Below are 21,992 nucleotides of genomic sequence, written 5' to 3'. Positions count from 1 at the left end.
CGTTCGGCGGTGCGGGCGACCTGACCGCCGGTGCGCCGGGCCGCACCCGCCGCGGTCCCGGCCGTGGCGGCCGCGACCTGCGCGGTCTGGTGCGCGGTCTTGTGCGTGGTCTGGTGCGCGGTGTGGCGTGCGGCGGCCGCGCGTCCGCGCACGCCACCGGCCGTCTTCTCGGCCGACTCCCCCGCGGCCCCGCCCGTGCCCGCGTCCGCGGTCTCGCCGGTGCGGGCGGCGGCCCGGGCGGCCTCTCCGGCCACCACCCTGGGCCCGGCCGCCGCCTTCCCGGCGGCCGGGCCGACGCCCTTGCCGAGCCCGCCGGTGTCCTTGCCAGAGTGTGAAGAGGTGCTCATGGCGTTCTCCTGCTCCGCCCCGTCGAGGCGTGGGGTCCATATCTCCGGTCAGATTTGCGGAATTTGCCCGGAGATCGTTGCTGAGGTCGGCCCCTACCCGCCATAAGGCATGCCATGCCTCCCACCGAAACGCCGGCACCCCCGGCCGGCACCTCTGGAAAGCACCCGCGCAGCACCCCGCCCTGCACGTCACCGGATCGGCCCGCCCCGTGAGGCGACGCGACGCGGCGACGCAAATGTCGCCTCGCCCTGCAGGCCCCAGCCGCTCGGCGCCCTCCGCGCCCCGGCCGATACCAACCGGGGCGCGGAACGCCACCGAACGACCACTCCCCTACCGCCGCACTCGCCACTCACCCAAAGTCACCGGCCATGACTCTGAGCGAGATCTGCCCCTAGGTGATTGGCGTGTTGTCGGGTGAGGATTGTCGGAAATGGTGGTGATGCTCAAAATCCGGCACCTTGACAAAGTAAGGTTAGGTTTGTCGGGTGTCGGTCCGGTCCGAGGCCGGCGGAAGGCCGTACAAGACGCGGAACAGCCGCACCCACTGGTCCGGATGCACGAACGCCACCACCGCGTCCCGCTCCACCCCCGCAGCACGCAGCGCCGCGTCCACCCTCCCCCGGGGATGCTCGCGCCGCAGCGACGCCCGCACGCTGCCGCCCTCCCCCCTGAACCCCAAGGCGACGCACCGCTCGTAGTCCGCCAGCGCCGAGGCCGGCAGCAGCGGCCGCGGCCGCCGCGCCAGCCGCAGGATCGCCGAGTCCACCCGCGGAACGGGCCGGAACCGCTCCCGGCCGATCCGCTCCCCCAGCCGCCACTCGAACAGCGGCCACGACCGCACCGTCACCAGGCTCCAGCGGCCGTAGTCACCGGTGCGTTTGCGGGCGTACTCCAGCTGGGTCACCAGCGTCGCCGACGTCAGCTCCCCAGCGCGCAGGCACCACTCGACGATCGGCGAGGTCAGCGAATACGGGATGTTGCCCGCCACCGCGAACGGGCCGCGCGGCGGCCGCGCCCGCAGGAAGTCGCCGCGCACGACGCGCACGTTGGGCAGGTCGGCGCACCGCTCGCGCACCCGCCCGGCCAGCACCGGGTCGATCTCGTAGGCGATCACGTACGCGTCGCCGGCGGCCAGCGCGGCGGTGATGCGCCCGTCCCCGGCGCCGACCTCCACCACCAGGTCACCGGGGCGGGCGGCCACCGACCGCACGATCGCATCGATCGCGCGCGGATCGGCCAGGAAGTTCTGCGACAGGAAGCGGCGGGCGCGGTCGCGGCCGGACCGGGGCCGCCGGGAAACCGGGCGCGCAGGCGCGCCGAAGGTTCGTGAGGTGAAGTTCCGGGTCATCGCAGGTGTCCTCCGCGGCCGGACACGCCGCAGCCGGGCCGCGCGAGGACGCCGTCACCGGCGACGCGGACGACAAGGCGGGGCGCGACCGGCCGGACGGGACGGGCACGGGCCCGTCCGGATGGGCAAGGGACCGGTCACGGCCCTGAACATGCGGGACACCACGAACGGCAGCATGGAAGCACGACCGCACCACGCGACGAACGCGAACGGTGCACGCACCGACGAAAAGCGCGGATCAGCGCACGCGGAAAACGCAAAACAGGCGTCAGATCACGCAGCGGCGCGGCGGCCCGGCAGGTTCAGAGCCCAACGCCCCCGCGCAGCCGCCAGAACATGACGGCACCGCGAACGAGGATGCCGTCGAAGCCGCTCATCGCTTCCATGCCGCCGATCCTAGAAGGCGCGGCACTACCCGCCCAACAGGTTTTCCGCGCACGACCGGGCACCAAGGCACCAGGCACCCGACAGGGGCCGGCACGCAGAAAGCCCGAGCCCGGACGCCTACAGCAGGTCGCGGACGGCCTTGTGCGCGGCCTTGCGCATCGCCGCGTGCAGCACCGCGTTGGCGTCGCGGTCGGTGCGGGCCTCCACGATCCGCAGCCCGCTGCCCGTGATCGCCTTGGGCAGCTCCTCCGCCGACTCCAGCCGCCGGTACGGCAGCCCGTGCGCCGCCGCCACATGCTCCAGGTCCACCTGGTGCGGGGTGCCGAACACCCGCTCGAACGGCCCGTCCAGCGCCGCCTGCGGCAGCAGCGAGAAGATCCCGCCGCCGCGGTTGTTCACCACCACGATCGCCAGATCCGGGCGGCGCTCCTCCGGCCCCAGCACCAGCCCGTTGCGGTCGTGCAGGAACGCCAGATCACCCAACAGCGCGTACGAGCGGCCGCTGTGCGCCAGCGCCGCGCCCACCGCCGTCGACACCAGCCCGTCGATGCCGCTGGCGCCGCGGTTGGTCATCACCCGGATGCCGCGGCGCGGCCGCATCACCTGCTCCAGGTCGCGGATCGGCATGCTGGCCGCGCTGAACAGCAGCGACCCGGCCGGCAGCGCCGCCGCCAAATCCCGCGCCAGGCGCGGCTCGCTCACCTCCGGCGAGGCGTCCAGCACCGCGTCCACCGCCGCCGCGGCCGCCCGGTCGGCCGCCCGCCACGACCGCAGCCAGCCGTCGTCGCCGCCCGACAGCACCGGGATCTCCACGTCCTGCGCCACCTGCGTGGCCGACCGCACCGGATCCGGCCAGCGCGCCAGGTTGGGTGACAGCACGATGTGCTCCTCGGCGCGGCGCAGCAGCGACAGCAGCGGCCGCGACAGGCCCGGCTTGCCCAGCGTCACCACCACCTCCGGGCGGTGCCGCTCCACGAACTCCGGCACCCCCAAAAGGAAGTGGTAGGCCGACAGCGCGTGGTCGCCGTAGCGGGCGTTGCCGCTGGGCTCCGACAGCACCGGCCAGCCCGCCATCGACGCGGCCGCCACGTACCGTTTGACGTTCACCGCGCCGTCCCCGACCACCAGCACGCCCCGCCGCGTCGCCGGCACGTGCAGCACCGACCCGGGCGTGGCCGCCCGCACCTTGGTCCACGCGCCGGTCGCGTCGCCGTCCAGCGGCTCGCACCACGACTCGTCCCCGTCGGGGATGAGCGGCTCGCGGAACGCCACGTTCAGATGCACCGGCCCCGGGTCGGGCGCCTGCGCCAGCCCCCACGCCCGGCTGACCACCGACCGCCAGTACGCCACCATCCCGGGACGGTTCTCCGGCACGCCGATCTCGCAGCTCCACCGCGCCGCCGTCCCGTACAGCTTGATCTGGTCGATGGTCTGGTTGGAGCCGGTGTCGCGCAGTTCGGGGGGCCGGTCGGCGGTCAGCACCACCAGCGGCACGCCCGCCTGGTGCGCCTCGATCACCGCGGGGTGGAAATTGGCCGCGGCCGTGCCCGAGGTGCACACCACCGCCACCGGGCGGCCCGACCGCTTGGCCAGCCCCAGCGCCAGAAACGACGCCGACCGCTCGTCGATCCGCACGTGCAGCCGCGCGCGGCCCGCCACCGCGGCCTCGTGCAGCGCCAGCGCCAGCGGCGCCGACCGCGATCCGGGCGCCAGCACCGCGTCGGTCATGCCGCACCGCAGCAACTCGTCCACCAGCACCGTGGCCAGCGCGGTCGCCGGGTTCATCAACGCACCACCCCGATCACCGGCGCGCCGCCCAGCAGCGACTGCGCCTCGGCGGCCCGCGTCCGCCACCGCCCGGCCGCCGCGGCATCGGCCCGGTACCGGGCCAGCGCCGCCGGGTCCACCCGCGGCCGGCGCACGGGCAGCGCGCCGCCGACCGGGGTCAACGGATCGTCCACCACGTCGCCGTCCAGCAGCGACAGCGTCGCCAGCCCGCAGGCGTACCGCAGTTCCGGCAGCGCCGCCGCCAGCGCCACGCCCGCCGCCAGGCCCACCGACGTCTCCACCGCGCTGGACACCACCACCGGCAGCCCGCACGCCTCGGCCACGCGCAGCGCCGCGCGGACCCCGCCCAGCGGCTGCACCTTCAGCACCGCCACGTCCGCCGCCTCGGCCGCGCGCACCTTCAGCGGGTCCTCGGCCCGGCGGATCGACTCATCGGCCGCCACCGGCACGTCCACCAGGCGCCGCACCCGCGCCATCTCCTCCAGCGTCGCGCACGGCTGCTCGACGTACTCCAGGTCGAAGCGGTCCAGCCGGCGGATCATCCGCGCCGCGGTGTCGACGTCCCAGGCGCCGTTGACGTCCACCCGCAGCCGGCCGGACGGGCCGAGCGCGTCCCGCACCGCCTCCACCCGGGCCAGATCGTCGCGTTCGTCCTGCCCGCGCTCGGCCACCTTGACCTTGGCGGTGCGGCAACCGGACGCGGCGACGATCTGGTGCGCCCGCTCCGGCTCCACCGCCGGGACGGTGACGTTCACCGGGATCCGGTCGCGCACCGGCGCCGGCCAGCCCTCGAACGCCGCCTCCCGCGCGGCGGCCAGCCAGCGGGCGCACTCGGCGGGGCCGTACTCGGCGAACGGGGAGAACTCCCCCCACCCGGCCGGCCCCCGGACGAGCACGCCCTCCCGCCGCGTGATGCCGCGGAACCGCGTCCGCATCGGGATGGCGTACACCCGCACCGGAATCCGACCCCCTGCCGTGACCAAGTCCGAAGAAAACCTAGTAGTACCACGGGAAACGCGACCAATCGGGGGCGCGCTTCTCCAGGAACGCGTCGCGGCCCTCGACGGCCTCGTCGGTGCCGTAGGCCAGCCGGGTCGCCTCGCCGGCGAACAGCTGCTGCCCCACCAGGCCGTCGTCGACCAGGTTGAAGGCGTACTTGAGCATCCGCTGCGCGGTCGGGCTCTTGCCGTTGACCTTGCGCGCCCACTCCAGCGCCGTGGCCTCCAGCTCGGCGTGCGGGACCACCGCGTTCACCATGCCCATGCGGTAAGCGGCCTCGGCGTCGTAGGTGTCGCCGAGGAAGAAGATCTCCCGGGCGAACTTCTGGCCCACCTGCCGCGCCAGGTACGCCGAGCCGAACCCGCCGTCGAAGCTGGCCACGTCGGCGTCGGTCTGCTTGAACCGGGCGTGCTCGCGGCTGGCCAGCGTCATGTCGCACACCACGTGCAGGCTGTGCCCGCCGCCGGCGGCCCAGCCGGGCACCACGCAGATCACCACCTTGGGCATGAACCGGATCAGCCGCTGGCACTCCAGGATGTGCAGCCGCCCCGCCCGCGCCGGGTCGATGGTCTCGGCGGTCTCGCCGGTGGCATACCGGTAGCCGTCGCGGCCGCGGATGCGCTGGTCGCCGCCGGAGCAGAACGCCCATCCGCCGTCGCGGGGCGAGGGCCCGTTGCCGGTCAGCAGGACGCATCCCACGTCGCTGGACATGCGGGCGTGGTCCAGCGCCCGGTACAGCTCGTCGACGGTGTGGGGGCGGAAGGCGTTGCGCACCTCGGGCCGGTTGAAGGCGATCCGCACCGTCCCGTGGTCGACGGCGCGGTGGTAGGTGATGTCGGTGAAGTCGAACCCCTCGACCTGCTTCCAGGCGTCGGGGTCGAACAGTTCGGAGACCTTGCCCGCGTGCGGCATGTGCCCTCTTCCTCGGTCGGCGTGCGGGTGCCCTGCGTCCCCAATTCAACCGCTTCGGCGGGCCCCGCGGATTCGAACACGTTCAACTCGATCGTCTAGTCTGGCGGAGACATGGACAGCGCACGCATCGCCCCCGCCGATTCCGCGGGTGAAGGCACCGGCGGACGGCGGGTGCACGCCGTCGTGCTGCCTCCCGGGCGGCGGCTGTTCGAGGCGCTGGCCGCCGCGCTGGACGGCACCGGACCGGCCGTCTGCCCCCTGTCGCCCGACCTGCCCGCCCCCGCGCTGCGCACGCTGCTGGACGCCCTGGCCCCGCACGCCGTGCACACCGCCGACGGGCTGCACGCACGCCCCGGCGGGGTGGCGGCGGCCGCCGACACGGCCGTTTTGATCGCCACGTCCGGGTCCACCGGCACCCCCAAGATCGTCGAGCTGTCCGCGGCGGCGCTGCGGCACTCGGCCGCCGCCGCGCTGGCCCGCATCGGCGCCAAGCCCGGCGACCGGTGGCTGTGCTGCCTGCCCACCAGCCACATCGCCGGCGTGCAGGTGCTGGTGCGGTCCCTGGTCGCCGGCACCGAACCGGTCATCCTGCCGCGCTTCGACACGACCGCGTTCGACGCCGCCCTGGCCTCGGGGCGGCCGCCGCACACCGCGCTGGTCCCCACCCAGCTGCGGCGCCTGGTCGACGCCGGAACCGACCTGGCCAAGGTCGGCGCCATCGTGCTGGGCGGCGCGCCCGCCTCCCCCGCCCTGCTCGCCCAGGCCCGCGAGCGCGGCGCGCGCATCCACACCACCTACGGCATGAGCGAGACCTGCGGCGGATGCGTCTACGACGGCGTCCCCCTGGACGGCGTGCGCGTCGAGGTCGGCGCCGACGGCCGCATCCGCCTGGCCGGGCCGGTGCTGTTCACCGGCTACCGGCTGCGCGGCGACCTGACCGCCGCCGCCCGCGACGGCGACTGGTACCTCACCCCCGACCTGGGCGCCCTGGAGCCCGACGGGCGGCTGCGGGTGCGCGGCCGCGCCGACGACGTCATCAACACCGGCGGGGAGAAGGTGGTGGCGGGCGAGGTCGCCGCGCTGCTGTCCCGCCACCCGTCGGTGCGGGACGTGGTCGTGGTGGGCCGCCCCGACGCCGAGTGGGGGGAGCGCGTCACCGCCGTCGTGGTGCCCGCCGGCGCCCCGCCCACCCTGGGCGAGCTGCGCGCGTTCGTCCGCGCCGCCATGCCCGCCTATGCCGCGCCGCGCGAGCTGCAGCTGGTGGAGGCGATCCCGCTGCTGCCGTCCGGCAAGCCCGACCGCCAGGCCCTCCGCCGCCCCAACCTCTGACACGCGCCGTCCGGTCGCCGTCGGTGCTGTGGCCGAGGGTGGAGATGTGTTTTGCGTAGTGGTGAGAGGAGTGTCACAACCAGGGGTCTTTACGCAGTAAGGTAGGGTTTGGCGGCGGGGAGGTCGCCGCATGCGGCACGCCGCCCTTCCTGGGCGTCCGCAGCCCCGCGCCGCACCCGGTCCCGCTGCCGCCGCGGGACGCCCGTTCCGGGCCCCTGGGAACAGACGGCGTCCCCCCGGCGTTTGGGATTAGTGCGCGCGTCGAAGGCGCAAGGGTGCCTCCGCGTCGCACCACACCACCGAAGGGAGGGGGGTGTCCCCATGCCACGAACCGCAGCAGAGACCCCGCTCGCGGAACCGGCGAGCCCCGCGCTCGACGAACTGATCGAGCGGGGCCGCGCCCACGGGCGCCTCTCACTCGACGAAGTGCGCAGCGCCTTCGAGGCGGCCGGCATCAGCCCCGCGCAGGGCCGCTCGATCCTGCGCGAGCTGTCCGAGGCGGGCATCGGCCTGGCCACCGAGGACGAGGGTTCCGGCAGGGTCCGCGCCCCGCGCGCCCGCCGGGGCGACACGCCGCCGGCCCGCACCGCGGGCACCGCGCATGCTGCCCCCGGCGACGGCACCACCGGCGAGACCGGCGGCGGCACCGGCGACTCGGCGGGTGACACGGCCGGTGACACGGTCTCCGGTGCGACCGGCGGCAAGGGCGCTGCGAGCGGCAAGGGCACCAAGGCGGGCACCAGGACACGCACCAGGACGGGAAGCAAGGCGGGCGCCAAGAGCGGGACGGGGACCGCCAAGGCGGGCCGCAAGCGCACCGCAGCCGCAGCCCCCGCCGGCTCCGACGACACACCCGCCGCCACCGGCATCACCGGCGCCGCCGGGGCCGACACGGCCGACGACGAGTCGTTCGAAGTCACCGAGGTCGAGGTGGAGGACACCTCCGCCGACCTGGACGACCAGTCCACCACCATGGGCGACTCGGTGCACACCTACCTCAAGGCGATCGGGCGGCGCCAGCTGCTGACCGCCGAGCAGGAGGTGGAGCTGGCCAAGCGCATCGAGGCCGGGCTGTACGCCGAGCACAAGCTCGCCCACGAGACCATCGACGACCCGCAGCTGCGCGCCGACCTGGAGTGGATCGCCGCCGACGGGCAGCGCGCCAAGGCGCACATGCTCGAGGCCAACCTGCGGCTGGTGGTGTCGGTCGCCAAGAAGTACTCCGACCGCGGGCTGTCGCTGCTGGACGTGGTGCAGGAGGGCAACCTCGGCCTGATCCGCGCCGTGGAGAAGTTCGACTACACCAAGGGCTACAAGTTCTCCACCTACGCCATGTGGTGGATCCGGCAGGCCATCCAGCGCGGCTTCGCCGACTCGGCCCGCACCATCCGGCTGCCGGTGCACGTGCTGGAGATGCTCAGCAAGCTCAGCCGCGTCGAACGCGACATGCACCAGCGCCTGGGCCGCGAGCCCACCCCCGAGGAACTGGCCGTCGAGCTGGACAAGAGCCCCGAGCAGGTGCTGGAGCTGCTGCGCACCAGCCGCCAGCCGATCAGCCTGGACTCCACCATCGGCGAGGACGGCGAGACCCGCATCGGCGACCTGATCGAGGACGTCGACACCCCCGAGGCGTCCGAGCTGGTCGACCGGCAGCTCATGGCCGACCAGCTGCGCCGCACCCTGGACGTGCTGTCCCCCCGCGAAGCCAAGATCATGGCGATGCGGTTCGGGCTCTACGACGGGACGCCGCGCACCCTGGACGAGATCGGCAAGGCGCTCGGGCTGACCCGCGAGCGGATCCGCCAGCTGGAGAAGGAGTCGCTGTCCAAGCTGCGGCACCCCAGCAACGCCTACCCGCTGCTGGACTTCGCCGTCTGAGCCGCCGTCCCACTCCCCCGCCGCACCGCCCCTACGGCTGGGCGAAGCCGGCCGCAGCGAGGCCCGCCGGATCCCTCCGCGATCCGGCGGGCCTGGCGCCGCCTCCTGCCGGTCAGCGCAGGCCTGTCCGCGCTGGCCGGTCCGCCGGTCAGTCGCTGCGGCGGAACTGCACGACCGCCCCCGCCAGCATCACCGCCCCGATCAGTGCGACCAGCACGACCTCCAGCCACACCGGCACCTGCCACCCGTTCCAGGTGACCCCCGGGTTGAACACCCGCTGCAGCTCCGGCGACAGGTCCAGGTGCGAGAACACCGACTGCCGCAGCGGGTCCACCGCGTAGGTCACCGGGTTGAACCGGGTCAGCACGCTCAGCCACGCCGGCAGCCCGTTCAGCGGGTACAGCGCACCCGACAGGAACATCAGCGGCATCATGCCCATCTGCATGATCCCGAAGAACGCCTGCATGTCGGTGATCCGCGCCGCCAGCAGCACCCCGAACGCCGTCAGCGTGAACGCCGTCAGGAACATCAGCCCCAGCAGCTCGGCGAGCAGGACGGGATCGTAGGGCACCCCCGCCAGCCCGGCCAGCGCCAGGATCAGCACGCCCTGCCCGGTGGCGACCGCGGCGCCGCCCAGGCACTTGCCGACCACGATCGCGGCGCGGCTCACCGGCGCCACCAGCATCTCCCGCAGGAACCCGAACTCGCGGTCCCACACGATCGACCCGGCCGAGAACAGCGCGGTGAACATCACCGACATCGCGCACACGCCGGGGAAGATGAACGTGCGCAGGTCCACGTCCCCGGCCGGGCCGGGCCCGGTGGTCATCAGGTTGGACAGGCCGGTGCCCATCACCAGCAGCCACAGCACCGGCTGTATCAGGTTCGCCGCCATCCGCATCCGGTCCCGGCCGAACCGGATCAGCTCCCGGTGCAGGACGATCTTCACCGCCCGCAGGTCGTGCCGCACGCTGCGTTCGGGCACGCTGACCCGCACCACCTGCGGCGCCGCCGCGGTGCCCGCCGCGGCGCTGCCGTCCCTCAAGTCCTTGGCGTCACTGGTGTCCATCGTCACCGCCTTCCCCGTGCGACCATGCGCATGAAGCCGTCGCCGGACGCCTCGGCGTCGCGGATCGTCTTGCCGGTGAACGACATGAACACATCGTCCAGCGACGGCCGCGCCAAGCTCACCGAGCGGATCGGCACGCCCAGCCCCTCGAACAGCCTCGGCACGAACGCCTCCCCCGCCGCGACCGCGAACGTCACCGCGCCCTCGGCCACCACGGCCTCCACGCCGAACCGCGCCCGCAGCGCCGCGATCGCCGCCTGGTCGTCGTCGGTGCTGATGCGCACCCGGTCCTTGCCCACCCCCGCCTTGAGCCGCGCGGGGGTGTCCAGCGCCACGATCCGCCCCGCGTCCATGATCGCGATGCGGTCGCAGGTTTCGGCCTCCTCCATGTAGTGGGTGGTCAGGAAGATCGTGATCTGCTCGGTGTCGCGCAGCCGCCGGATGTAGTCCCAGATCGACGAGCGGGTCTGCGGGTCCAGGCCGACCGTCGGCTCGTCCAAGAACAGCACCCGCGGCGAGTGCAGCAGCCCCCGGGCGATCTCCAGGCGGCGCCTCATCCCGCCCGAGAAGGTGCGCACCAGATCGCCGCGCCGGTCCCACAGCCCGACCATCTCCAGCACCTGGCGCATCCGCTCGCGCGCCGCCGCCCGCGGCACCCCGTACAGCTCGGCGTGGAAGCGCAGGTTCTGCTCGGCGCTCAGATAGCCGTCCAGGGTCGGGTCCTGGAACACCAGGCCGATGTTGCGGCGCACGCTGTCGCGCTCGGCCACCACGTCGTGCCCGGCCACCCGCGCGACGCCGCCGGTGGGCCGCAGCAGCGTGCACAGCATGTTGATCGTGGTGGACTTGCCGGCGCCGTTCGGGCCGAGGAACCCGAAGATCTCTCCGGGCCGGACGGTGAACTCGATCCCCCGCACGGCCTCGACGTCACCGAACCTTTTGACCAGGCCGTCGACCTCGACGGCCGGCTCCCCGCTCGGCATGCGGGCCTCCCTTGACTGGTCCACTTGGCCCGCCCAACGATAGGATTGCCCTATTATTTCCGTCAATAGAGAAATTGACGGACGTGCCGGAGGAGGCGCCGTGGCGGACCCAGGACCAGCGAAGCGACCCGACCGCGCGCCCTCCGCCGCCACGCCCCCCGCCGCCTCGCCGTACGACCCGCTGCTGCGCGGCCCCGCCTACCTGGTCGCCGAGCTGATGAAACTGATCCGCCGCGAGGCGGCCGGCACCCTGCCCGGCGCCGAGCGCATGCGCCCGCCGGCCGTGCTGGTGCTGGCATGCGTGGCCGCCGAAGGGGGGCTGTCCCAGCGGCAGGTCAGCGAACGCCTGCGCATGGACCCCGCCGACGTGGTCAGCCTCGTCGACATCCTGGAGGAGAGCGGCTACCTCGAACGCCGCCGCGACCCGGCCGACCGGCGCCGCTACCGGCTGGACGCCACCGAGGACGGACGGCTGTTCCTGAGCCGCCGCCGCGAAGCCAGCCGGCGGCTCAACCAGCGGCTGTTCGCGCCGCTGTCCCCGCAGGAGCTGGAGCAGTTCACCGACATGATCGTGCGGGTGCTCGCCCGCCACGACTCCCGCTTCGCCGAGTTCGGCCCGCCCTGCGCGGGCGCCGACGACACCCCCGCCTGACCCGCCCCGGGCCGTCCCCCTCCGGGCCGTTTCCCTGTGGGGCGGGTCAGGCGACGGGCACGGCGCCGCACAAACGCAGCCGCGCCTCGTCATAACGGCGCAGCACCAGCCGCGCCACCGCGTCGTGCGCACCGATCGGCGCCGACACCCGGTCCGCGCCCGAGACCGCCATCCGGTCGTGGAAGAACCCCGGCGCCAGCAGATACGACGCCACCGCCACCCGCCCGGCGCCCCGGGCCCGCTGCTCGGCCACCACCTCCGCCAGCGCCGGGCCGCCCGCGGCGACGAACCCGTAGGGCACCGGCCGCCGCAGCCGGCGCGCCAGCAGACGGGCCGCCGCCCGCACATCGGCGATGCCCGCCGGATCGGACGACCCCGCGGCGCCCAGCACCACCGCGTCCCCGCGCCCCGGCGCCGCCGGTCCGCCCAGCCGGTCCGCCAGCGCCGCGGCGAGCATGCCGTGCGGGCCCAGCGGACGCGCCATCACCGCCTGCGGGCACACCCGCTCCACCCGCCCGGGAATGTCGATCAGCGCGTGGTAGCCGCGCGCCAGCATCAGCGGCACCACCACGACCGGGCCGCGCAGCGCAGCGGCCGCGACCTCCAGCACCGGCGCGGCGATCTCGGCGTAGCCCTCGGCGACCGGCAGCCACGGCCGCAGCGCCCGCACCCGCTCCAGCAGCACCCGCACCGGCCGCGGGCCCGCCGGGTCGCGGGTGCCGTGCGCCACCGCCAGCAGCGTCGGCGCACCGTCCCGGCCCGCCGCGTCACGCCCCACCGGGCCGTTCGCCACCGCGCCCTCCCCCGTCGCGCCCGCGCGCCTCACCCGCTCAGCTCCGCCTGCAACGGGTCGCACGCCAGCCGGTAGCCGCGCTTGACCACCGTCTCCACGATGCCCGACCGGCCCAGACCGCGCCGCAGCCGCGCCACGGCCATCTCCACCGCGTGCTCGTCGGCCTGCGGACGCGCGTCCCGGCCGTTCGCGGACGCGCCCACCACCAGCCGGCCCGGCAGCACCCCGCACAGCTCGGCCCGCGACACCACATGCCCCGGACGCCGCGCCAGCGCCCGCAGGATCGCCATCGGCGCCGGCGCGATCGGACGCAGCTGACCGTCCAGCACCACCGCGTGCCCCCGCAGCTCCAGCGAGAACCCCCGCACCTGCACGCGCCGGGCCCGCCGCTCCGGCAGGTCCGACACCAGGGCCCGCACCAGCGCCCCGATGCGGGCGCGCTCCGGCTGCACCGTCGGCACGCCCCGCTCGGTGAGCTGCTGCGCGGTCACCGGCCCCACGCACGCCGCCACCACGTTGGTGCGCAACGCCTCCAGCAGCGGCTCCTCCAGCCCGTCCTCGGCCGCCACCGCCAGCGTCGCCGCCACCGCCGGCGCGCTGGTGAAGGTGATCGCGTCCACCGTGCCCGCCACCGCCTGCCCCACCAGCCGCCGCAGCGGCGTCGGGTCGTCGGTGCGCGACCAGCGGTACACCGGGATCTCCACCACCTCGGCGCCGGCGGCGCGCAGCGCCGCGGCGAACTCCGGCAGCTCCTCCCCGTACAGCTGCACCGCCACCCGCCGGCCCGCCAGATCCCTGCGCAGCAGGTACTTCAGCATCTCGGCGCAGCTCTCGGCATCCGGCGACCAGCTCTCCTGCAGCCCCGCCGAACGGATCGCGCCGCGCGCCTTGGGCCCGCGGGCCAGGATCTGCACGCCCGCCAGCCGCTCGATCAGCGCGTCGCGCATCCCCCACCCGTCGGCGGCCTCCAGCCACGCGCGGAACCCGATCCCGGTGGTGACCACGGCGTAGTGGACCGGCTCCCGGAGGCACTCGTCGGTCGCCTCCAGCAGCCGGGTGTCGTCCGACAGCGGGATCAGGCGGATCGCCGGGGCGTGCACCACGCGTGCGCCGCGCCGCTCCAGCAGCGTGGCCAGCTCCTCGTGGCGCCGCGCGGCCGTCACCCCGACCGCGAATCCCGCCAGCGGCTCACTGTCGGTTCGCATGAGTCAGGGCCACCTCCACGCGGCCGGTCGCCGGATCCCGGCGGATCGGGAAGGTGGGCAGCGCCACCTGCGGGTCGTCCAGGCACACGCCGGTGCGCAGGTCGAAGACCTCCTTGTACATCGGCGAGGCCACCGTCGGCACGCCGCCGCGGGTGCCGAGGATGCCGCGGGAGATCACGTGCGCGCCGGAGAAGGGGTCGAGGTTGGACAGCGCGTACAGCTCCCCGGCGAACGTGCGGAAGACCGCCACCTGGACGCCTTCGATGAGCGCGCACACGCCGCGTTCGGGGATCAGCTCGTCGTAGGAGCACACCGGGTGCCAGCGTCCACCGCCGCCGCGGGGCGCGGGTCCGGTGGGGCGCAGATCGGTCGTCGTGGTCATCGGCTCGCCACCTCCAGTCGCGGACCGGTCACCAGGACCGGCTTGATCTGCTCGCGTTCGGGCTCGAACGCGATGCTCGGGTCGGGGACGTCGGGCGCGTTGACGAAGGACACGAACCGGCTGAGCTTGTCGGGGTCCTCCAGCGTGTCGCGCCACTCGTCGGAGTAGGAGCCCACGTGCCGCTCCATCGCCTCCTCCAGCTCGGCGCAGATGCCCAGCCGATCCTCGATGATCACCTCGCGCAGGTAGTCCAGGCCGCCGTCCAGCGACTCCAGCCAGCTCGCGGTGCGCTGCAGCCGGTCGGCCGTGCGGATGTAGAACATCAGGAACCGGTCGATCAGCCGGACCAGGCCCTCGTCGTCCAGGTCGGTGGCCAAAAGGTCGGCGTGCCGGGGGCGCATCCCGCCGTTGCCGCACACGTACAGGTTCCAGCCCTTGTCGGTGGCGATCACCCCGAAGTCCTTGCCCTGCGCCTCGGCGCACTCGCGCGAGCAGCCCGACACCGCGGCCTTGAGCTTGTGCGGGGCGCGCAGCCCCCGGTAGCGCAGCTCCAGCTTGATCGCCATGCCGACCGAGTCCTGCACGCCGTAGCGGCACCAGGTGGACCCGACGCACGACTTGACGGTGCGCAGCGCCTTGCCGTAGGCGTGGCCGGACTCGAACCCGGCGTCGACCAGCCGCTTCCAGATGTGCGGCAGCTGCTCCACCCGGGCGCCGAACAGGTCGATCCGCTGCCCGCCGGTGATCTTGGTGTAGAGGCCGAAGTCGCGGGCGACCTCGCCGATGACGATGAGCTTGTCGGGGCTGATCTCGCCGCCGGGGATCCGCGGGACCACCGAGTAGGTGCCGTTCTTTTGCAGGTTGGCCAGGAAGTGGTCGTTGGTGTCCTGCAGCGCGGCCTGCTCGCCGTCCAGGATGTGCCCGTTGCCGAGGCTGGCCAGGATGGAGGCCACCACGGGCTTGCAGATGTCGCAGCCGCGGCCCCGGCCGTGCTCGCTGATCAGCTCGGTGAAGGTGGTGATGCCGCGCACCCGCACGATGTCGAACAGCTCGGCGCGGCTGTAGTCGAAGTGCTCGCACAGGGCCTTGCTGACCTCGACGCCCGCGGCGGTCAGCTCGGCGTCCAGGATCTTCTTCACCAGCGGGACGCAGCTGCCGCAGGTCGCCCCGGCCCTGGTGCAGGCCTTGACCTCGCCGAGGTCGGTGAGGCCCTGCTCGCGGATCGCGCAGCGGATCGCATCGGCGGTGACGTTGTTGCAGTTGCAGATCTGGGTGGCGCCGGGCAGGTCGCCGCCGGCGGCCTCGGTGCCGCCGAACAGCGCCTGCTCGGGAGAGCCGGGCAGCTCGGCGCCGACGTAGGCGCGCAGGGTCGGGTAGGCCGACGCGTCGCCGACCAGCACTCCGCCGATGAGCGTGCGGGCGTCGTCGCTGACGACCAGCTTCTTGTAGACCCCGCCGACCGGGTCGGTGTAGGTGACGTCCAGGGCGCCCTGGTCGGGTCCGGCGAACGGGTCGCCGAAGCTGGCCACGTCCACGCCCATCAGCTTGAGCTTGGTGGACAGGTCGGCGCCCTCGAAGCGGGCGGGGCTGTCCAGGCCCGCCGCGACGGCCAGCAGCTGGTCGGCGACCACCTCGGCCATGCTGAAGCACGGCGCGACCAGCCCGTACACCTGGCCGTTCACCAGCGCGCACTCGCCGACCGCCCAGATCGCCGGGTCCTCGGTGCGGCAGGTGTCGTCGACCACGATCCCGCCGCGCTCGCCGACCGGCAGGCCGCAGCCGCGGGCCAGCTCGTCGCGCGGGCGGATGCCGGCGGAGAACACCACCACGCCCGCGTCGACGGACGTGCCGTCGCCCAGTCCGACGCGTGCCACGCGGCCGTCGTCGCCGGCCTCCAGCCCCGCCACCGGGGTGCCGGCGTGCACGGTCATGCCGAGCGCCTCGATGTGGCGGCGCAGCATCGCCCCGCCGCCCTCGTCGAGCTGGCGCGGCATCAGCCACGGCGCCACCTCGACCACGTGCGTGTCGACGCCCAGCCCCTGCAGCGCGCGGGCGGCCTCCAGGCCGAGCAGGCCGCCGCCGATGACGACGCCTCCGGCCCCCGGTCTCGACGTCGCAAGGTCGCGGCAGTGGGCGCGGATGGCGTCCAGGTCGTCGATGGTGCGGTAGACGAACACGCCCGGCAGGTCGCGGCCCTGCACGGGCGGCACGAACGGCGACGACCCGGTGGCCAGCACCAGCGCGTCGTAGTCGACCCGGCGTCCCGAGGCGGTGCGCACGGTGCGGCGCTCCCGGTCGACGGCGACGACCGGGTCGCCGGTCAGCAGCGTCACGCCCTCGTCGTGGGCGGGGCAGGCCAGGTCGGCGTCCGCGGTCAGGTAGGAGGTCAGCGCGACCCGATCGTAGGCGGGCCGGGTCTCCTCCCCGATCACCGTGACCTGCCAGGCGCCCGCCTCGTCGCGTTCGCGCAGCGCCTCGACCAGCCGGTGCCCGGTGGGCCCGTGCCCGACGACGACCAACTTCATGTGCCCGTCTCCTCCTGCGTCGGTCATGCTGCGATCCTGTGCAGGGGTCGTTTCGCGGTTGCGTCCCGTTTGTCACCGGCGTGTTAAAAGACCCTCACGCCGAAATCGAAACGTGGTCATCTCGCATTGGACGGCGGAAGAATTCCCGCCGGGGTTCCGAAAAGCGCGAAACCCCGCCGTCTTGACGGCGGGGTCGCGTTGCGGCCGTGTCTCTCGGCACCCATCGCGCGCCCATCGCGCGGACGGGGCGGCCGCGGGGCGGGCGGGCGCGCCGGGTGTGCGCGCCCGTGCGGGGCGGCTCGGGCGGCGTCGGGCCGGGCTCGCGCACGGCGCACGGGCCCATGTGTGTCAGGGTGTGTTACCCGGCGGGCACCGAGTCCTGTTCGTCCAGCCACGCCACGATGCCCTCCAGGGCGTCCCGGCATCCGCCGCACCCGGTGCTCGCACGCGTCTGCTGGGCGACTTCGTCGGCAGTTCGCGCGCCTTTCTCCCAGCACGCCCGGATCTGCCTTTTGGAGACGTTGTTGCAATGGCACACCGTCGCCGCGTCCGGCATCCGCACCGGCGAGTCGGCGGCCTGCGCCCCGCCCAGCCCGGTGAAGAACAGGCTCAGCCGGTCCGACGGCAGCGGCGCCGCACGGTCGTACAGCTGCGTCAGCGTCCCGGCGGTGCCGGTCTCGCCCAGCAGGATCGCGCCGATCAGCCGGTCCCGCCGGATCGCGACCTTCTTGTAGGTGCCGCGGCTGGCGTCGGCGAACCGCATCACCTCCACCTCGGGGTCGTCGTCGCCGAAGTGCGTCTCCCCCATCGCCACCAGGTCCACGCCCTTGGCCTTCAACCGGGTGATCTGCCGCGCCCCGGTGAACCGGGCCCCGGTGTCGGCGCCGGTCAGCAGGTCGGCCAGCACCGTCGCCTGCTCCCACGCCGGCGCCACCAGCCCGTAGACGGTGTCGCCGTACTGCGAGCACTCGCCGATGGCCCGCACGCCGGGGTCGCTCAGCGACCGCAGCGTCTCGTCCACCAGGATGCCGCGGTCCACCTTCAGCCCGGCCTCCCGCGCCAGCCGCACCTCCGGCCGCACCCCGCAGGCCATCACCACCAGGTCGGCGGGCAGCCGCTCGCCCGACTGCAGCTCCACCGCCTCCACCCGGCCGTCGGCGCCGGTGGACAGCGCCCCGGCGCTGGTGCCCAGGACGGTGCGCACGCCCAGCCGGCCCAGCGTCCGCGCCAGCACACCGCCCGCGCCCTGGTCCAGCTGCCGCTCCATCAGATGCCCGGCCAGGTGCACGACGGTGACCGCAAGCCCCCGCCCGGCCAGGCCGCGCGCCGCCTCGATGCCCAGCAGCCCGCCGCCGACCACCACCGCGTGCCGCGCACCGTCGGCCGCCTGCAGGATCCGCCGGCAGTCGGCCAGCGTGCGGAACGCCTCCACCCCGTCGGGCAGGCCGTTCTCGGTGCCGGGGATCGGCGGCACGAACGAGGTGCTCCCCGTCGCGATCACCAGGGTGTCGTAGGGGGTGGCGGTGCCGTCGGAGGCGTGCACGCACTTGGCGTCCCGGTCGATGCGCTCGACCGCCACGCCCAGCCGGGCGTCGACGTCGTTGGCCTCGTACCAGGCCGGGTCCACCAGGCCGATCTGCTCGGGCCCGGTCACCCCGGCCAGCACGTTGGACAGCAGCACCCGGTTGTAGGGCTGCTGCGGCTCGGCGCCGAACACCGTCAGCGCGACCCGCCGGTCGCGCGCCCGGATCTCGGTGACCAGCCGCGATCCGGCCATGCCGTTGCCGACGACCACGATGCCCGCCGGCTTCGCGCGCCGGTCCGCCGGGCGCGCGCCGCTGTTGCTGGAGGATCGGCTCATCTGCTCGCTCCGCTCGGTTCCCGGGCCGCGCCCGATTCGTCGATCTCGCTTCCGTCGATGCCGGTCCCGTCGATGCCGGTCCCGTCGATGCCGGTCCCGTGGAATGCGCGGACGCCGCTCGCGCCGGTGCCGTCCGCCCGCGGCGCGGCCACCGGTTCCAGCCGCACCGCGCACACCTTGAACTCCGGCATCCGCGACACCGGGTCCAGCGCCGGGTTGGTCAGCAGGTTCGCCCGCCCCTCCCCCGCCCAGTGGAACGGGATGAACACCGTGTCGTGCCGGATGGCGTCGGTCAGCCGGGCCCGCACCGTCGCGGTGCCGCGCCGGCTGGCCACCCGCACGTCCGCGCCGTCGTCGATGCCCAGCCGCGCGGCCAGGTCCGGATGCATCTCCACGAACGCCTCGGGCGCCGCCTCGGCCAGCGGCCGCACCCGCCGGGTCTGCGCGCCGCTCTGGTACTGCGCCAGCACCCGGCCCGTGGTCAGGTAGACGGGGTAGTCGGCGTCGACGTCCTCCACCGCCCCGCCGTGCTCGACGGGGGTGAAGCGGGCCCGGCCGTCCGGCGTGGCGAACCGGTCGAGGAAGGGACGCGGCGTCCCCGGGTGCCCGGGCGACGGGCATGGCCAGAACACCCCGCCCTCGCGTTCGATGCGCTCGTAGGTGATGCCCGAGTAGTCGGCCGGGCCGCCCGCGCTGGCGGCGCGCAGCTCGTCGAACACCTCGGCCGGGTCGGTGCTCCACACGCCCGGCGCGTCCAGCCGCCGGGCCAGCTCCGCGATGATCTCCAGGTCGGTGCGCACCCCGTCCGGCGGCGGCACCGCCCGGCGGCGGCGCAGCACCCGGCCCTCCAGGTTGGTCATCGTGCCCGACTCCTCGGCCCACTGCGCGGTGGGCAGCACCACGTCGGCGCGGGCCGCGGTCTCCGACAGCACGAAGTCGGCCGCGACCAGGAACTCCAACGCGTCCAGCCGCTGCTCCACCGCCGCCGCGCGCGGCGCCGACACCACCGGGTTGGACCCGAACAGCAGCAGCATCCGCGGCCCGCCGGGGGTGCCCAGCGCCGACAGCAGCTCATAGGCCGACCGTCCCGGCCCCGGCAGGGTCCGCGGGTCCACGCCCCACACCGCGGCCACGTGCGCGCGGGCCGCCGGGTCGTCGATCTTGCGGTAGCCGGGCAGCTGGTCGGCCTTCTGGCCGTGCTCGCGTCCGCCCTGCCCGTTGCCCTGCCCGGTCACGCACCCGTACCCCGAGCCCTCGCGGCCGGGCAGGCCCAGCGCCAGCGCCAGGTTGATGAACGCGGTCACCATGTCCACGCCGCGCGCGTGCTGCTCGGCACCGCGCGCCGTCAGGATGTAGGAGCGCCGCCCGCGCGCCAGCAGCCGCACCGCTTCGCGCATGTGCGGCACGGGCACGCCGGTGATGCGTTCGACGCGGTCGGGCCAGTAGGAGTTGATCACCGTGCGCACCGCCGCGAACCCGTTGGTGCGCGCCGCGATGTACTCCTCGTCCACCAGGCCCTCGGTGAGCGCCAAGTGCAGCATGCCGTTGGCCAGCGCCAGGTCGGTGCCGGGCGTGGGCTGCAGATGCAGATCGGCCTGCTTGGCGGTGGCGGTGCGCCGCGGGTCCACCACGATGAACGCGCCGCCCGCCCGCTGCATGGCGGTGACGTGCCGCATGAACGGCGGCATCGTCTCGGCCACGTTGCCGCCCGCCAGCAGGATCGCCTCGGCGGCCGCCAGGTCGGTGATCGGGCCGGGCAGTCCCCGGTCCATGCCGAACGCCCGGCCGACCGCGGCGGCCGCCGACGACATGCAGAACCGCCCGTTGTAGTCGATCTGCGCGGTGCCCAGCGCGATGCGGGCGAACTTGCCGAGCTGGTAGGCCTTCTCGTTGGTCAGGCCGCCGCCCCCGAACACCGCGACCGCGTCGGGCCCGTGCGCGTCCCGCAGCCGCCGCACCTCGGCGGCGATCCGGTCCAGGGCCTGGTCCCACGTGCAGGGCTCCAGCGGCGCGCCGCGCCGGGGGCGCATCAGCGGCGCGGTCAGCCGGTCCGGAACGGTCAGCACCTCGGCCGACGTCCAGCCCTTCTGGCACAGGCCGCCCTGGTTGGCCGGGACGTCCGTACGCGGCGTCACCCGCAGCGGCGGCCCGGCGCCGGGGCGTGCCGCCGCGGCGGGCGGCGGCCCTCCGCCCAGGTTCATGCCGCACTGCAGGGCGCAGTAGGGACAGTGGGTCGGGGTGTCGGTCATGTCCCCGAGGTTGTTCGGGGCCCGTTTCGCGTCGGGGTCCCGCGTGTGACCCCGCTGTTAAAAGCGGCTCACGCACCCCCGTTCACCAGGGACAGGACGATGCGGCCCCCGCCGGTGCCGCCCCTCGCGGGCGCGCCGTCCGCCGCGGCACGTCCGACGATCTTCGACGCGTGCGCGTCAAGCGTTGTCAGACATCAGTCGAGTCCGTTTCGTCGCAAATGCTCCGTCTGTCGCACGGATCGGCGGCGCCGCGGCGGGCCCGCAGCAGGAACCGTCCCCACCGGTCCGCCGGGCGCGATCACGGCGCGGCCGACACGCCTAACCTCGGTACATGCCCGACCTTGCTTATTACGCCTCACTGCCGCGCACCCGCGGAGCCGCCGCCGCACTGCTGCTCGACGACCTGGGACGGGTGCTGCTGGTCAAGCCCACCTACAAGGAGGGCTGGTTCCTGCCCGGCGGAGTGATCGAGGCGGGCGAGTCGCCCCTGGCCGCGTGCCTGCGCGAGTGCGAGGAGGAACTCGGCCTGGTCCCGCGGCTGGACGGCCTGGTCTGCGTGGACTGGGGACCGCCCCGCGACGGCGTGGACGCGGTCAACGTGTTCGTGTTCGCCGGATCGCTGACCGACAGCGAGATCGCCGCGATCCGGCTGCCCCCCGAGGAACTGTCCGACCACGTGCTGGTGGCGCCCGAGAAGGTGCCCGAGCTCGCCCCGCCGCACATCTCCCGCCGCATGGAGCCCAGCCTGCGCGGCCTCGTCGAGCACCGCGCCGTCTACCTGGAGGACGGCCGCGAACCCGGATACGGCGCCGCCCCCCTGGCCCCCGGCACCTGCCCCGGCCGCCCGGGGTAGACACGCGGCCGGACGGGTAGGCCGCAGGCGACGGACGAAGAACGGGGGGACCGTCGATGGCAGCCTGCGAAGTGTGCGGAAACGACTACGCGCTGAGCTTCGAGGTGCACGCCCAGGGCGCCGTGCACGTCTTCGACTCGTTCGAATGCGCGATCACCAGGATGGCGCCGATCTGCGAGCACTGCCAGTGCCGCATCCTCGGCCACGGCGTCGACGTGGGCGGGCACTGGTACTGCTGCGCGCACTGCGCCCGCACCGCCGACCCGCGCAGCGCCGAACTGGTCGCCGACCACGCCTGACCGGCCGCGCCCGACGGCCGCACCTGACCAGCCGCGTCCGACCTGCCGCGTCCGACCTGCCGCGTCCGCCCGGCTGTCTCCGCCCGGCCGGGCCCGCCGCCCGCCGGCGCCGCCGACACCCGAGCCGCCGGA

General features: G+C 74.4%; 18 protein-coding genes. 5 read left to right on the top strand and 13 right to left on the bottom strand.

Annotated features, from left to right (window positions below):
* From ABD879_RS26520 to ABD879_RS26500, 5 genes are all read right to left on the bottom strand, one after another.
* Window positions 1-347: hypothetical protein (locus ABD879_RS26520; protein WP_425549657.1), on the bottom strand; the 347-nt coding region annotated here is incomplete at its 3' end.
* A 473-nt stretch (window positions 348-820) separates the two neighbouring features.
* On the bottom strand, window positions 821-1,696 hold the full coding sequence (erm, locus tag ABD879_RS26515; RefSeq protein WP_345024344.1) for an ErmE/ErmH/ErmO/ErmR family 23S rRNA (adenine(2058)-N(6))-methyltransferase: 876 nt from the start codon (window positions 1,694-1,696) through the stop codon (window positions 821-823).
* A 504-nt stretch (window positions 1,697-2,200) separates the two neighbouring features.
* Complete coding sequence (menD, locus tag ABD879_RS26510) at window positions 2,201-3,868, bottom strand: 2-succinyl-5-enolpyruvyl-6-hydroxy-3-cyclohexene-1-carboxylic-acid synthase (protein WP_345024343.1); 1,668 nt, start codon at window positions 3,866-3,868, stop codon at window positions 2,201-2,203.
* On the bottom strand, window positions 3,868-4,827 hold the full coding sequence (locus tag ABD879_RS26505; RefSeq protein WP_425549658.1) for an o-succinylbenzoate synthase: 960 nt from the start codon (window positions 4,825-4,827) through the stop codon (window positions 3,868-3,870). Before ABD879_RS26505 ends, menD begins: the two co-directional genes overlap by 1 nt.
* Before the next feature lie 40 nt (window positions 4,828-4,867).
* On the bottom strand, window positions 4,868-5,782 hold the full coding sequence (locus ABD879_RS26500; protein WP_345024342.1) for a 1,4-dihydroxy-2-naphthoyl-CoA synthase: 915 nt from the start codon (window positions 5,780-5,782) through the stop codon (window positions 4,868-4,870).
* A 111-nt stretch (window positions 5,783-5,893) separates the two neighbouring features.
* Here ABD879_RS26500 and ABD879_RS26495 point away from each other — a divergent pair, with 111 nt between their 5' ends.
* Both ABD879_RS26495 and ABD879_RS26490 read left to right on the top strand, forming a co-directional pair.
* The gene (locus ABD879_RS26495) at window positions 5,894-7,111 is read left to right on the top strand and encodes an AMP-binding protein (RefSeq protein ID WP_345024341.1); all 1,218 of its coding nucleotides are present in this window, start codon (window positions 5,894-5,896) and stop codon (window positions 7,109-7,111) included.
* A 321-nt stretch (window positions 7,112-7,432) separates the two neighbouring features.
* Entirely contained in the window at window positions 7,433-8,989 is a 1,557-nt protein-coding gene (locus ABD879_RS26490; RefSeq protein ID WP_345024340.1) for an RNA polymerase sigma factor, read from the top strand.
* A gap of 148 nt (window positions 8,990-9,137) precedes the next feature.
* Here ABD879_RS26490 and ABD879_RS26485 read toward each other — a convergent pair whose 3' ends face one another.
* Window positions 9,138-10,058 (bottom strand): ABC transporter permease, encoded by a 921-nt coding sequence (locus ABD879_RS26485; protein WP_345024339.1) that lies wholly within the window; start codon window positions 10,056-10,058, stop codon window positions 9,138-9,140.
* 2 nt (window positions 10,059-10,060) lie between these two features.
* On the bottom strand, window positions 10,061-11,041 hold the full coding sequence (locus ABD879_RS26480; RefSeq protein WP_345024338.1) for an ATP-binding cassette domain-containing protein: 981 nt from the start codon (window positions 11,039-11,041) through the stop codon (window positions 10,061-10,063).
* Between the two features lie 100 nt (window positions 11,042-11,141).
* Between ABD879_RS26480 and ABD879_RS26475 the strand changes: the two genes are divergently transcribed.
* The gene (locus ABD879_RS26475) at window positions 11,142-11,693 is read left to right on the top strand and encodes a MarR family winged helix-turn-helix transcriptional regulator (protein WP_345024337.1); all 552 of its coding nucleotides are present in this window, start codon (window positions 11,142-11,144) and stop codon (window positions 11,691-11,693) included.
* Between the two features lie 46 nt (window positions 11,694-11,739).
* Here ABD879_RS26475 and ABD879_RS26470 read toward each other — a convergent pair whose 3' ends face one another.
* From ABD879_RS26470 to ABD879_RS26445, 6 genes are all read right to left on the bottom strand, one after another.
* Complete coding sequence (locus ABD879_RS26470) at window positions 11,740-12,486, bottom strand: sirohydrochlorin chelatase (protein ID WP_345024336.1); 747 nt, start codon at window positions 12,484-12,486, stop codon at window positions 11,740-11,742.
* Between the two features lie 29 nt (window positions 12,487-12,515).
* Window positions 12,516-13,691, bottom strand: a complete 1,176-nt coding sequence (locus ABD879_RS26465; protein WP_345024335.1) for a uroporphyrinogen-III synthase — start codon at window positions 13,689-13,691, stop codon at window positions 12,516-12,518.
* Window positions 13,675-14,073, bottom strand: coding sequence for a nitrite reductase small subunit NirD (nirD, locus tag ABD879_RS26460; protein ID WP_345024334.1), 399 nt, complete (start codon window positions 14,071-14,073; stop codon window positions 13,675-13,677). The genes ABD879_RS26465 and nirD overlap by 17 nt, the downstream gene beginning before the upstream one ends.
* Window positions 14,070-16,598, bottom strand: a complete 2,529-nt coding sequence (gene nirB, locus ABD879_RS26455; RefSeq protein WP_345024333.1) for a nitrite reductase large subunit NirB — start codon at window positions 16,596-16,598, stop codon at window positions 14,070-14,072. The genes nirD and nirB overlap by 4 nt, the downstream gene beginning before the upstream one ends.
* A 358-nt stretch (window positions 16,599-16,956) precedes the next feature.
* Window positions 16,957-18,459, bottom strand: a complete 1,503-nt coding sequence (locus tag ABD879_RS26450) for an FAD-dependent oxidoreductase (protein ID WP_345024332.1) — start codon at window positions 18,457-18,459, stop codon at window positions 16,957-16,959.
* Window positions 18,456-20,708, bottom strand: coding sequence for a molybdopterin oxidoreductase family protein (locus tag ABD879_RS26445; protein WP_345024331.1), 2,253 nt, complete (start codon window positions 20,706-20,708; stop codon window positions 18,456-18,458). Before ABD879_RS26445 ends, ABD879_RS26450 begins: the two co-directional genes overlap by 4 nt.
* 331 nt (window positions 20,709-21,039) lie before the next feature.
* Here ABD879_RS26445 and ABD879_RS26440 point away from each other — a divergent pair, with 331 nt between their 5' ends.
* Together ABD879_RS26440 and ABD879_RS26435 are read left to right on the top strand one after the other, a co-directional pair.
* The gene (locus tag ABD879_RS26440) at window positions 21,040-21,561 is read left to right on the top strand and encodes an NUDIX domain-containing protein (protein ID WP_345024330.1); all 522 of its coding nucleotides are present in this window, start codon (window positions 21,040-21,042) and stop codon (window positions 21,559-21,561) included.
* A 56-nt stretch (window positions 21,562-21,617) separates the two neighbouring features.
* Complete coding sequence (locus ABD879_RS26435) at window positions 21,618-21,860, top strand: hypothetical protein (RefSeq protein ID WP_345024329.1); 243 nt, start codon at window positions 21,618-21,620, stop codon at window positions 21,858-21,860.
* Window positions 21,861-21,992 lie beyond the last annotated feature (132 nt).

This window comes from Actinomadura keratinilytica, from assembly GCF_039539665.1.
Classification (GTDB): domain Bacteria; phylum Actinomycetota; class Actinomycetes; order Streptosporangiales; family Streptosporangiaceae; genus Spirillospora; species Spirillospora keratinilytica.
This window is presented reverse-complemented; position numbering and strand designations above follow the sequence as displayed.

Coding starts and splice junctions, on each gene's coding strand:
- nirD (WP_345024334.1), bottom strand. CDS start 14,073: ATGACCACGACGACCGATCTGCGCCCCACCGGACCCGCGCCCCGCGGC.
- ABD879_RS26445 (WP_345024331.1), bottom strand. CDS start 20,708: ATGACCGACACCCCGACCCACTGTCCCTACTGCGCCCTGCAGTGCGGC.
- menD (WP_345024343.1), bottom strand. CDS start 3,868: ATGAACCCGGCGACCGCGCTGGCCACGGTGCTGGTGGACGAGTTGCTG.
- ABD879_RS26440 (WP_345024330.1), top strand. CDS start 21,040: ATGCCCGACCTTGCTTATTACGCCTCACTGCCGCGCACCCGCGGAGCC.
- ABD879_RS26485 (WP_345024339.1), bottom strand. CDS start 10,058: ATGGACACCAGTGACGCCAAGGACTTGAGGGACGGCAGCGCCGCGGCG.
- ABD879_RS26465 (WP_345024335.1), bottom strand. CDS start 13,691: ATGCGAACCGACAGTGAGCCGCTGGCGGGATTCGCGGTCGGGGTGACG.
- erm (WP_345024344.1), bottom strand. CDS start 1,696: ATGACCCGGAACTTCACCTCACGAACCTTCGGCGCGCCTGCGCGCCCG.
- ABD879_RS26495 (WP_345024341.1), top strand. CDS start 5,894: ATGGACAGCGCACGCATCGCCCCCGCCGATTCCGCGGGTGAAGGCACC.
- ABD879_RS26450 (WP_345024332.1), bottom strand. CDS start 18,459: ATGAGCCGATCCTCCAGCAACAGCGGCGCGCGCCCGGCGGACCGGCGC.
- nirB (WP_345024333.1), bottom strand. CDS start 16,598: ATGAAGTTGGTCGTCGTCGGGCACGGGCCCACCGGGCACCGGCTGGTC.
- ABD879_RS26480 (WP_345024338.1), bottom strand. CDS start 11,041: ATGCCGAGCGGGGAGCCGGCCGTCGAGGTCGACGGCCTGGTCAAAAGG.
- ABD879_RS26500 (WP_345024342.1), bottom strand. CDS start 5,782: ATGCCGCACGCGGGCAAGGTCTCCGAACTGTTCGACCCCGACGCCTGG.
- ABD879_RS26490 (WP_345024340.1), top strand. CDS start 7,433: ATGCCACGAACCGCAGCAGAGACCCCGCTCGCGGAACCGGCGAGCCCC.
- ABD879_RS26435 (WP_345024329.1), top strand. CDS start 21,618: ATGGCAGCCTGCGAAGTGTGCGGAAACGACTACGCGCTGAGCTTCGAG.